Raw genomic sequence first — 10,984 nt, 5'->3', positions numbered from 1 at the left:
CGAAGAGGTGGCGCACCCGTCTTCACGCGCGCGGCACCGGCACTAGACGTATCCGCGGTCAATCAGTTCGTAGAGGTCACTGTCCCGGCACGCCTCCGAGACATCTCCCGCCTCCGTTTCCGGGATATCTCCCCGCGGCGTTTCCGGGAGGTCCGGCTCCGCGGGCTGGAGGAGGGCGTGAATGTGCCGGCCAAGCAGGTGCGGAGTGGGATGGGAGAACGCCGCGGTCGCGGACAGCCGGACCCCGGCCGCCGCGGTGAGCCGGTTACGCAGCCGCACCGCCATCGCGGAGTCGAACCCGAGATCCTTGAAGGTGTCCGTCGCCCTCGCCGCGAGCTCGGCGCCGGTCGGGCCCGCTCCCCGGCGGCCCAGTACCGCCGCCGTCTCCGCGCACACGAGCCTGAGCACCGCCGACTCGGAGTCGAGCCCCGCCGCCGCGGCGGAGCGCTCCGGCGTCGCCGGCCCGGACGGCGACGGGGACGCCGCCGCGCCCACGAACACGGCGACAGCTGCGGCGCTGCAAGGGGCGGCGCCGGCGTCCTCGCCCGCCGTGAGCCAGTGACGTCGTCGCTGGAACGGGTAGGTCGGCAGGTCGACGCGGCGCGGCCGATCCGCGGCGATCACCGCGTCCCAGTTCACCGGCACTCCCCGCACGTGCAGCTCGGCCAGCGACTCCAGGATCCGGCTCACCCCCGGGTCGTCCTTGTGCAGGGTGGCCACCACGGGTGGGGCGGCGACCAGCGCGTCCGCGGTCTCCGCCATCGCCACCGTCAGCAGGGGATGCGGGCCGACCTCGACGAACACGCCGCCGCGTTCACGCATCAGCCGCTCGATCACCGCACCGAACAGCACTGGTGAACGCAGGTTGTCGTACCAGTACGAGCCGTCGAGGGCTTGCGTGTCGAGCGGCCCGCCGGTCACCGTGGAGTGGAACTCCACGGCAGTGGCGCGGGGCACCAGAGTCGCGGTGTCCGCCAGCATCTGATCACGGACGCTGTCCACATGGTGGGAGTGCGACGCGTAGTCGATCCTGACCCGCCCCGCCCGCACGCCCTCGGCGGCGGCCAGGGCGGCGAACTCGTCCAACGCCGCGCCGTCCCCGGAGACCACCACCGACGACGGCCCGTTCACCGCGCCCACGCCGAGCCGACCGGGCCACCGCTCCAGCCGGCCGCGCACCCACTCCAGGGGCGCCGAGACCGCGCACATCCCGCCGCGCAGACCGGACAGCACGCGCAGCGCCTGACTGCGCAGCACGACGAGCCGGGCCGCGTCCGCCAGCGGGATCGCACCCGCGACGCACGCGGCCGCCATCTCACCCTGGGAGTGCCCCGCCACGACGTCGGGCACCACTCCCCAGGACTGCCACACCCGTGCCAGCGACACCATCAGCGCGAACAGCATCGGCTGGACGACGTCCACCCGGTCCAGCCACGGCGTGGAGTCCGCGCCGGTCACCACATCCACCAGCGACCAGTCGACCCAGGGCGCCAGTGCCTGCGCACAGTCGTCGATTCCCTGCGCGAAGACCTTCGACTCGGCGTACAGCCGCCGGCCCATGCCCTCCCACTGCGACCCCTGGCCGGGAAACACCAGGACGACCGGCCCCGCCGCGGCGTCGGCCACCCCGCGCACCACCCACGCCGAGTCCTCGCCCGCGGCCAGTCCGTCCAGGCCGGCCAGCAGCTGGGCTCGGTCGCCGCCGAGCACCACCGCCCGGTGCTCGAACAACGCGCGCGTCGACACCAGGGACGCGGCCACGTCGACGTCCGACAGGGACGAGTCCGCCGCCACGAAGGCGCGCAGCCGCGCCGCCTGCTCGCGCAGCGCCGGTTCCGACCGGGCCGAGAGCACCCAGGGCAGCACCCCGCCCCGCTGCACGCCGGCCGGACCGGCGACCGCGGCGCGCGCGTCCGGCACCTGCCCGCTGGGCCGCGGCCCGCCGGGCGTCGTCTCCGCCCCGCACGCCTCGTCGAGAACCACATGGGCGACCGTGCCGCCCATTCCGAACGCCGACACCCCTGCCCGTCTGGGCCGACCCGCCTCCTCCGGCCAGGGCCGCGCCGCGCACAGGACCTCGAAGTCCCGGTCGAAGTCCGCCACGTCCGGGTTCGGCGACCGGAAGTTCGGCGTCGGGACCAGGTGGGCGTGACGCAGGCAGAGCACCGCCTTGACGAAGCCCACGATGCCCGCGGCCGGCTCCAGGTGGCCGACGTTCGCCTTCGCCGACCCGATCACCAGCGGGCGCCCGCGGCCGGTCTGCCGAAACACCTCGCGCAGACCGGCAAGCTCCGCCGGATCTCCGCGTCGGGTGCCGGTGCCGTGTGCCTCGACGTAGTCGATGCCGTCGAACGCGACGTCCGCGCTGCGCAGGGCGGACAGCACGGCCGCCGCCTGACCCTGCGGGCTTGGATCCGGCATCCGCGCCGACGCGCCACCGTTGCCGACTCCCCAGCCGCGGACCGTGGCGTAGATGCGATCACCGTCGGCCAGCGCGAGGTCGAGCCGCTTCAGCAGCACGAAGACCCCGCCCTCACCCCGGACGTAGCCGCCGGCCCGCTCGTCGAAGGGGCTGCAGCGCCCCTCGGGCGACAGGACGCCCAGGTTCGCAATCCCCAGGCCCGCCTCCGGGTCGACGATCAGGTTCACACCGCCGACGAGCGCCGCGTCGGTCGCACCACCGCGGATCCGGTCGCAGGCCAACGCCAACGACACCAGCGACGAGGACTGACCCGAGTCCGCGCAGAGACTCAGGCCGCGCAGGTCAAGCAGGCCCGAGATACGGTTCGCGATCAGCGCGCCGCTGGAACCGATCGCGGCGTAGTGGTCGTCCCGGTCGCTGCCGGTCAGCCGGCGCAGGACGTCGTACCCGGAGGACGCGGCGCCGACCAGGACGTCGATCTCCCGGCCGGCGAGGTTGGGCGCCGCGATCCGGGCGTCCTCCACGGCCTCCCAGGCGAGCTCCAGTCCCAGTCGCTGCACGGGGTCCATCGCCGCCGCCTCCGCCGACCCGATCGAGAAGAACTCGGCGTCGAAGGTGTCGACGGAGTCGAGGAACGACCCCGAGGTGACGGTGACGGCATCCGGGTGCGACCCGGCCTGTGGGCCAGGGGCCCGGCGCTCGGGCAGACGCCCGATCGTCGACCCGCCGTCGACCAGCAGGCGCCAGAACTCGGCCGGATTACGCACACCGGGGAAACGGCAGGACATTCCGACAACCGCGATATCGGTGGCTGCGCCACTCATTCGAATTCCTCCCCGCTCCTTGACGGCGCTGCCCTCAGCACTGCGCTCATCGCCATCGGGTCAGCAGGGAGCGCAGTTCGTCGGGCGCATGAGTGAAATCGTGATGACCGCCGTCGACGATGCGGATGTCGACCGCATCCGAGTACTGGTGCCAGCTCTGGAGCTCGTCGAGGGTCACCTCCGGGTCATCCCGCCAGTGCAGGACGACGACGGGGCTGCGCACGGCGACCGGCCTGTCCCGCCGGTAGGCGCGTGCGGCCGCGAGATCCCCCAGGAGGACGGACAGGCCGACCTCGATCATGTCCGGCCGTGGCTCGATCCCCCGGCCGCGCACGAACTGCGCCAGCTCGGCGCGCAGCTCGTCGTCGGTCATGTCGAGCATCCGGTCGCGCGGGACCTCGTGCGGCGCCGCCTGGCCCGAGACGAACAGGCAGGCCGGTGTGGGCAGCCCCAGGTCGGCGAGGCGAAGCGCGGTCTCGTAGGCGACCACCGCTCCCGCACAGTGCCCGAAGAACGCGAACGGTCGGTCCAGCCGCTGTCGCAACGCCTTGACCAGGTCGGCGACCAGGTTCTCGTAGGTGCCGTAATGCGGTTCACCCAGTCGGTTCTCCCGGCCGGGAAACTGCAGCGGGCACACCTCAACCTGCGCCAGCGCGGCCGGCCAGGAACTGAACGCCGACGCACCGGTGCCGGAGTAGGGGAAGCAGAACAGTCGGGAGGCGTGCTCGGTGGACGGCCCACGGACGAACCACCGGGACGGGACGGACCTGGCGGACACTGCCGCGGTGCCGCCGGATGTCATGACGACCTCCGCTTCCGCGCGACGACGGGAAGGTGCGTCATCCCGGCGATGAAGTAGGACCGCAGGTGCTCGGGCGCGCCGCCGAGCTCGATCGACGCGCACCGGTCCAGCAGCTCGTCGAAGAAGATCTGCGCCGTCAGCCGTGCCAGCGGCGCACCGATGCAGTAGTGCGGCCCGACCCCGAAGGCGACATGACGGTTGGCGTCGCGGGTGAGGTCGAACTCGTGCGGGTCGGCGAACCGCGACTCGTCCCGGTTCGCCGACGCGATCCACGCGACGACCGCGTCACCCCTGCGGACCGTGCCGCCGCCGATCTCGGTGTCGCACGCCGCGTACCGCATGAAGTTGCATGCGGCCGAGGTCCATCGCAGGCCCTCCTCCACCAGCGAGGGCACCAGCGTCGGGTCGGCCTGCGCCTTGTCGAACTGCTCGGGCAGCTCGACGAGCGCGAGCACCGTGCCCGAGATGGTGTGGGGCGTCGTGACGTTGGCTCCCAGCAGCAGGCTGTAGCCGTCGTAGGCGATCTCCTCGTCCGTCAGCGGCGCGTCGCCCGCCCGCACGCTCATCAGATGGTCGAGCAGGCTGCCGTCCCGCTCCCCCGAAGAGCGCCGCCGCCGCACCCAGTCGGTGACGTAGGTGACGATCTCGTGGTGGGCGATGGCCAGCGTCGCGGCCCGGCCGCCGCACTGGAAGTGCGGATCCGAGGGAGCCGTCACCATCGCCGTCAACTGGACCAGCTCGTCCCAGTCCCGTTCCGGGATCCCCAGCAACGGGCCCGCGACGACCATCGGTAGGCGCAGCGCGCGCTCCGCCAGGTCGTCGGTGCCGCCGTCGAGGAGAGGTTCGAGGAAACGCACGATCGCCTGCCGGATCTGGTTCTGCCGGCTGGCCACCGCCCGGGCCGTGAGCCGGGTGCCGATCGCCCGGCGCACCTGGGTGTGCCGCGGCGGGTCGGTGGAGGTCATCAGCTTGCCGGCGGTGAGGTCGTCCTCGCCGAGATGGGTGACGACGGTGCCGCGCTCGGAGGTGAATCGGCGGTGGTCGCCGAGCACCGCGCGGACATCGTCGTAGCGGGTCACCGACCAGAACGCCCGGCCGTCCGCCAGCACCTGGTGGTGCAGCGGCGCCTGGGCCCGCATCACCTCCCAGATCGCGTGCGGATCGCCCGAGGAGTAGAGGTCGAGGTCGAACAGGTCGAGCCGGTCGAGGTCGACGTCGCTGGCGGCGCCCGGGCTCAGCCGCATGGTTGCCTCCTCTCCTGCTCGATGAGCGCGGCGACCCGCGCGGGCGTCTGCGCCATGTAGAAGGCGCGCACGGACAGCTCCACGCCGAAGTCCACGGTCACCCGGTCGAGAATCCGGATTCCGATGAGCGAGTTTCCGCCCAGTGCGAAGAAATCATCGTCGGCCGTCACCTCACGACCGTCGAGATATTCCGACCACAGCGCCGAGACCTGCGCTGCCAGGGGCGTCATCCCGTCCGCGTGCGCGGTGTGCGTCATGACTTCATCACTCTTCCTGCCCGCTCCACGGGCCTGCGGCGACAGTTCCATCCTCAGTCATTCCTTCCTCCGCCGAAGGGGAGTCACCGCCCACCCTCTCGGCGGGCCACGCTCAGATCCTCGCCGCCATCACAGCCGGCGGGAACCGGGTTCTCCGGGTGTCCCGCCGGCGAGACACATCCCATTGCCACGGCCGGCACGTACATCATTCGAGCGCACTGCCAACCCATGAAGGAGGGCCGCGCGAGCACGGCCCCGTTCGACTCGTAGGGCGGGGTCGCCCGCCCTATGGTTGACCTATCTCGGAAGAAATCGAGCCGGCCAGCCGACCAGACGAAACGTCGGCCACCCCAAACCGGTCACCAGCGCCGGCTGCCGGCACCCCGGACGCGATCCCAGAATGACATCGAGGGAGATCCCTTGCTTAAGTCGCAACGCCTGGCGACCCTACCCATCGACTCGTACGACCTTGATTCCGAGCTGTCGATCGTCGATCAGCACAACTACCAGGGAGAATATGACGCGTTCACCTTCGGAACGTGGTCGGCCCATGCGCTGGCCAACGGCAGCGGGGCGGAGTACGACCTCAGCTTCCGCCCACACAGCGACCGGCTGACCCGCACGGAACTAGGCAGCCGGCTACCCGGGATCATGGCCCTGGTGACCGATCACTTTCCACTCGATCGGCTGCAGTGGGTCCGCATCTTCAGCCTTCGCGACGGCATCATCGCCCCGCATGTCGACTTTCTCGAGTTCGCCCGGCCGGGCACCAGGCTGCAGATTCCGCTGCGCACCACCGCCGAGTCCCTGCACTCCGAGAACGACGTCGTCTACCACCTGCGGCGCGGCGAGGTATGGCAGATCCACACGACCGATCCGCACTCGGCCCTCAGCGCCGCCGGCGCCCCGCGGCTCTCGCTGTGCCTCGACTTCGCGGGCTCCGACGAGCCCGTGAAGATCCGCGGCGACGTTCCCGCGACCGAGCCCATTCACATCGTGGACCGGCCAGCGCCCACCGAGACGGAGCTCGAAGAGCTTCTGACCTGCGGAAACGCCCTGGCAACGGGCTCCATGCGCCACGACTTCCGCCGGTTCGCCGCGCTGCACTTCGCCCGGCGCGCGCATGCCGCCGCGGCGTTCGACTGGTTCGAGCAGGCCGCCGCACGCACCGGCGACCCGGCCGCCGTCGCGAAGGCCCGGGCATTTCGCACCTACTGCATCGAGAAGCGGAGCTACGGCGAGGCGTTCGCCTGGTGAGCGGCGTGGCACCGCGACAGCCACGCAGGTCCAGACCGGAAACACGAACCAGAAACTCTTCACAGGGAGCTGACTCATGGACGCACTCGACGACGGCGTTCTGGAAAAGGCCGCGGTCCAGTACGCCGAACAAGGATTCGCCGTTTTCCGCAACGTGGTGCCACAGGATCTCCTGGGCGAGGTTGCCGACCACGTCGAATGGCTCTCCCGGCGCTATCCGGACCTGCGTCCCGAGCACTTCCACCACCCCCTCATCCGCAACGACGCCTTCTGGGCCCGCCTGGTCTCATACCCCCTCCTCGTGGACATCGCCGAGTACTTCCTCGGCCCCGACCTGGCGTGCTTCACCGCCCATTACATCTGCAAACCCCCGTACGACGGCCAGCCCGTGCTATGGCACCAGGACGGGGCCTACTGGTCGCTGTCCCCGATGGAGGCCCTGACGGTCTGGCTGGCCGTCGACGAGAGCAACACGAAGAACGGCTGCCTCCGCATGATCCCCGGTAGCCACGTACTTCCCCTGCACAAGCCGACGGCACGCACGGACGAGCCAAACATGCTCTTCTCCATCTGCAACGAGGACCTGGTGCGGGAATGGAGCCAGGAGCGTGGAGTCGTGGACATCGAGCTCCAGCCCGGCGACGTCTCCATTCACCACCCGAACCTGCTGCACTGCTCCGAGGCAAACACTTCCCCCCGGCGGCGGTGCGGTCTCGACATCGGCTACATATCGACCAGCACCCGTATCAGCAGTGAGGGCGTCTACCTCGATCCGCTGCTCGTACGAGGCGCCGCCGACAGCGGTGTCAACAACTACCGGCTCTTTCCGCCCTACCACCCGGACGAGACCATTCCGTTTCGCGGTCGGGACGAGTGGGACGAGCATCTGGTCGCTCTGAACGAGAAACTGCGACCGCGGGCGCGGGACCTTCCCGGACGGAGCCCGATCGAAACAACGCGACACATGATCGATCGACTTCGCGACGGCACCGTCAAACGCTGACCGAGGATCCGCGGTCCCACGGCGCCGTGCCGTGGGACGCGGTGTCATCGGCCGGCCGCCGAGTGCGTGACGGGCGTCGCCGACCGGCTGCGCCCGCCGTCCCGGCCGCGCGTCACCCGTCGCGCGGTCCGCGTCGTGCGTCGTTCCTGGCGCGCGGACGACTGCGGACTGGCCGGGGCGCCGGGTCCGTGGCCCCGCAACCTTCTCGCCGGTCTCACGCCGCCGCCAGGCCGGGTCGTCTCGTGCCGCGTCCGCGCGGCCCAGGCCCATGCCACGGACACTGGTTCGCCACCTTCTCCGCCGTGCAATGCCGCTGACCTGTAGCGCAGTGCTGCGCTGCAGGTCATTGGTCTGCCCGGCAGCCCCGTGGTCGACGTCGAGGGGCTGCGCCTGCCCGTCACAGCCCAGGGCTTCGGGCGCCGGAACCGCCCCCGACCTCGATGCGGAGCTGGCCGCGGAACCGACCAGGTTGGTCGCCCCACCGACCCGGGCACGGCTCGTGGACGGCCTGCTGCGCGCCCTGGGAGCACCCGGCCGCGCACTCGCCGCCGTCAGCGGGGCCAGCGGGACCCCCCGTACCGGCATCCATCCGCGCGACGCCCTGCCCGGCCGAGCCCCGCACGCGACACCGAGGGAACGGCTCACGGCCGCGGTCCGGAAGCGGACGACGCCGCTGTGGCGGGGGCCGTCGCGCGCGGCTGACCGCCCCGGTGGCATGGTCCGCCCTCCAGATGCTCGGGCCGCGCCGGCGACAGTGGATCCCGGCGACGAGCCAGGGGCAGCCGGGCATCACCGGTGCGGCGCAGGGGCGGCTCACACCGCAGGTACCGCCACCGACCTGCTCCGGCGGCCGCGTCGAGACGGAGTCCACGCCCGCCGGCCGGCTCCGACGGGACCGGGCCGAGACGGTGCCGCCCGTGCCGAAGCGGCTCCTGGTAGTCACCGGCGGGGCGAGCACGGACACGGCCGGGTGAGTCGAGGCCGGCGCAGGGGTGGGTGCGGAACACTCGCGGGCCCCGGACGCCGCTCCGCAGGAGGACGCCGCAGTGCGCCAGGCGCATGCCGACCGCCGCAGCCGGCTCGGGCGGCCCCTGCCGGCGCCTCGCCGAGCCGAGCACGACCGCCTCGGCGGGGCGATGCGCAGCGCGCACCTGGGCCCACGAACTGGCGACGCCGGGATGCCACACCACCGTCCGCCGCGCGCCGCCCCGACCCTGACGAGCGCCGGCCCGCGGCCGGCCACCCTGCGTACGGTGTGCCGTGATCTGCCGCGTCGTCTCGCCCGGGACCTCGGCGGACCTCGGGCACTCCCCACGGCGGGCGGTGAGATGTCTGGGCTGGCGGACCGTTCCCATCCGGACGCAATCCGGATCGAGCGGACCGCACACCGCCTCGGCAACCCGTGGGTCGCCGAGGCGGCTCTGGAGAGGATGCGGACCAGCTGGTCTCATCTCGCGCTGGTCATGCTCGCTTGTTGAAGGTGGTGACGGCCCACACGTAGCCGATCAGGGCGAATCCGACGCACCAGGCGACGGCCGCGATCGCGTGGCTGCTGGACGGGTTGCCCTCCAGCAGCCCCCGCAGCGTCTCGATGATGGGAGTGAAGGGCTGGTACTGCGCGAACTGCCGCACCCCGACACCCATCGAGTGCGCGGGGACGAACGCACTGCTGATGTAGGGCAGCATGACCAGCGGCACGGAGGCCAGGCCCGCCGACTCCGCGGTCTTCGCGGCCAGCCCCAGGCCGACGGTGAACCAGCCGGCGGCCAGGCTGAGCAGAACGGCAAGGCCGAGCACGCCGAGCCAGTCCAGCGCACTCGCGGACGAGCGGAACCCCATGGCGAAGGCGACGCCGATGACGACCGCGACCGCCATCAGGCTCCGCACCGTGGTGATGACGACGTGCCCGGTGAGCACCGACCCGCGGGACACGTCCATGGCCTTGAAGCGGTTGATGATGCCCTTCGTCATGTCGGAGTTCACGGCCGCCGCGGTGGATCCCAGGCCGTAGCTGCAGGCCATCACCAGCACGCCGGGCGTCGCGTAGTCGATGTACTTCCCACCGACGTCGAACGCGCCGCCGAAGACGTGGACGAAGAGAAACATGATCACCGCGGGGAACAGCACGGCCTGGAACACCACGACGGGGTTGCGCAGCGTGTGCTTCAGGTTCCGGCGCAGCATGATCGTCGAATCGGTCAACGGCATCGAGAGTGTGCTCATGTTGCGACTGCCTCCACCTTCGGCCGCCCGGTCAGGGCGAGAAAGACGTCGTCGAGGTCCGGCGTGTGCACGGAGAACTCCTCGGCGTTGATCAGGTTTTCGTCGAGCTTCTCGAGCAGGGCCCGCAGCGACCGCGACCCGCCGTCGCTGGGCACCCGCAGGGTGAGTTCCTGGTCGTCCCGCACAGACCCGGACAGCAGCCGCGCCGCCCCGTCGAGCGCGGCGAGCGTGTCGAAGCGCAGGCGGACGTGGGTGCCGGGGACACGGCGCTTGAGCTCGGCCGGCGTGCCCGCGGCGACCATGCGCCCGTGATCGAGCACCACGACCTGGTCGGCGAGCTGGTCGGCCTCGTCGAGGTACTGCGTGGTGAGGAAGATGGTGACCCCGTCGGCCACCATCTCGCGGACGATCCCCCACATCGCGCGTCGGCTGCGGGGGTCCAGGCCGGTCGTCGGTTCGTCCAGGAAGATGATCTGCGGGTCGCCGACCAGCGTCATCGCGAGGTCCAGGCGTCGGCGCATGCCGCCGGAGTAGGTCGCCGCCAGCTTGTCGGCCGCGTCGACCAGGTCGAAGCGCTCCAGCAGCCGGGTGACCACCTGGCCGCTGGACCGCACCCGCTTCAGGTCGGCCACCAGCTGCAGGTTCTCCCGGCCGGAGAGCAGCTCGTCCACCGCGGCGAACTGGCCGGTGACGCCGATGACCGAACGCACCTGCCGGGTCGCGGTGAGCACGTCATGCCCGCCGACGCGCACCGATCCGGCGTCGGCCTTCATCAATGTCGCCAGGATGTTCACGGTCGTCGTCTTGCCCGCCCCGTTCGGGCCGAGCATCGAGAAGACCGAGCCCGCGGCGACCTCGAAGTCGATGCCGTCGAGTACGACCTTGTCGCCATAGGACTTGCTGAGTCCCGCGACCGCAATCGCTGTTTTTCCCATGGGTGCACCGTTCCTCA

Annotated in this window: 9 protein-coding genes; 3 read left to right on the top strand and 6 right to left on the bottom strand. The window is 71.3% G+C overall.

The annotated features are described in order from the left end of the window. Nucleotides 1–42: 42 nt before the first annotated feature. The 4 genes from FRAAL_RS11190 to FRAAL_RS11175 are packed head-to-tail and all read right to left on the bottom strand — an operon-like array spanning nucleotide 43 to nucleotide 5,600. On the bottom strand, nucleotides 43–3,246 hold the full coding sequence (locus tag FRAAL_RS11190) for a type I polyketide synthase (protein ID WP_011603717.1): 3,204 nt from the start codon (nucleotides 3,244–3,246) through the stop codon (nucleotides 43–45). A 46-nt stretch (nucleotides 3,247–3,292) separates the two neighbouring features. After that, the gene (locus FRAAL_RS11185; protein ID WP_041939157.1) at nucleotides 3,293–4,048 is read right to left on the bottom strand and encodes a thioesterase II family protein; all 756 of its coding nucleotides are present in this window, start codon (nucleotides 4,046–4,048) and stop codon (nucleotides 3,293–3,295) included. Further along, nucleotides 4,045–5,292: a cytochrome P450 gene (locus tag FRAAL_RS11180; RefSeq protein ID WP_011603715.1), complete on the bottom strand. Its 1,248-nt coding sequence runs from the start codon at nucleotides 5,290–5,292 to the stop codon at nucleotides 4,045–4,047. Before FRAAL_RS11180 ends, FRAAL_RS11185 begins: the two co-directional genes overlap by 4 nt. Beyond that, nucleotides 5,283–5,600 (bottom strand): phosphopantetheine-binding protein, encoded by a 318-nt coding sequence (locus FRAAL_RS11175; RefSeq protein WP_041939156.1) that lies wholly within the window; start codon nucleotides 5,598–5,600, stop codon nucleotides 5,283–5,285. Before FRAAL_RS11175 ends, FRAAL_RS11180 begins: the two co-directional genes overlap by 10 nt. Nucleotides 5,601–5,969: 369 nt before the next feature. On the opposite strand from FRAAL_RS11175, the gene FRAAL_RS11170 reads away from it, so the two are divergent. The 3 genes from FRAAL_RS11170 (at nucleotide 5,970) to FRAAL_RS11160 (ending at nucleotide 8,783) form a co-directional block, all read left to right on the top strand. Beyond that, entirely contained in the window at nucleotides 5,970–6,806 is an 837-nt protein-coding gene (locus FRAAL_RS11170; RefSeq protein WP_011603712.1) for a putative nonproteinogenic amino acid hydroxylase, read from the top strand. A gap of 76 nt (nucleotides 6,807–6,882) precedes the next feature. Continuing rightward, nucleotides 6,883–7,809 carry a phytanoyl-CoA dioxygenase family protein gene (locus tag FRAAL_RS11165; RefSeq protein ID WP_011603711.1) on the top strand — a complete coding sequence of 309 codons (927 nt, stop codon included), beginning with the start codon at nucleotides 6,883–6,885 and terminating at the stop codon, nucleotides 7,807–7,809. A 710-nt stretch (nucleotides 7,810–8,519) separates the two neighbouring features. Next, entirely contained in the window at nucleotides 8,520–8,783 is a 264-nt protein-coding gene (locus FRAAL_RS11160; protein WP_041939155.1) for a hypothetical protein, read from the top strand. 487 nt (nucleotides 8,784–9,270) lie between these two features. Here FRAAL_RS11160 and FRAAL_RS11150 read toward each other — a convergent pair whose 3' ends face one another. Continuing rightward, a complete protein-coding gene (locus FRAAL_RS11150) occupies nucleotides 9,271–10,032 on the bottom strand; it encodes an ABC transporter permease (RefSeq protein ID WP_011603707.1) in 762 nt (253 codons plus the stop codon). Further along, entirely contained in the window at nucleotides 10,029–10,967 is a 939-nt protein-coding gene (locus tag FRAAL_RS11145) for a daunorubicin resistance protein DrrA family ABC transporter ATP-binding protein (RefSeq protein ID WP_041939153.1), read from the bottom strand. The genes FRAAL_RS11150 and FRAAL_RS11145 overlap by 4 nt, the downstream gene beginning before the upstream one ends. Nucleotides 10,968–10,984: the final 17 nt, after the last annotated feature.

The organism is Frankia alni ACN14a (assembly GCF_000058485.1).
Lineage (GTDB): Bacteria > Actinomycetota > Actinomycetes > Frankiales > Frankiaceae > Frankia > Frankia alni.
Note: the sequence above shows the minus strand (reverse complement) of the source record. Positions and strands in the feature narration are given on the sequence as shown.

Coding starts and splice junctions, on each gene's coding strand:
- FRAAL_RS11190 (WP_011603717.1), bottom strand. CDS start 3,246: ATGAGTGGCGCAGCCACCGATATCGCGGTTGTCGGAATGTCCTGCCGT.
- FRAAL_RS11185 (WP_041939157.1), bottom strand. CDS start 4,048: ATGACATCCGGCGGCACCGCGGCAGTGTCCGCCAGGTCCGTCCCGTCC.
- FRAAL_RS11180 (WP_011603715.1), bottom strand. CDS start 5,292: ATGCGGCTGAGCCCGGGCGCCGCCAGCGACGTCGACCTCGACCGGCTC.
- FRAAL_RS11175 (WP_041939156.1), bottom strand. CDS start 5,600: ATGGAACTGTCGCCGCAGGCCCGTGGAGCGGGCAGGAAGAGTGATGAA.
- FRAAL_RS11165 (WP_011603711.1), top strand. CDS start 6,883: ATGGACGCACTCGACGACGGCGTTCTGGAAAAGGCCGCGGTCCAGTAC.
- FRAAL_RS11150 (WP_011603707.1), bottom strand. CDS start 10,032: ATGAGCACACTCTCGATGCCGTTGACCGATTCGACGATCATGCTGCGC.
- FRAAL_RS11145 (WP_041939153.1), bottom strand. CDS start 10,967: ATGGGAAAAACAGCGATTGCGGTCGCGGGACTCAGCAAGTCCTATGGC.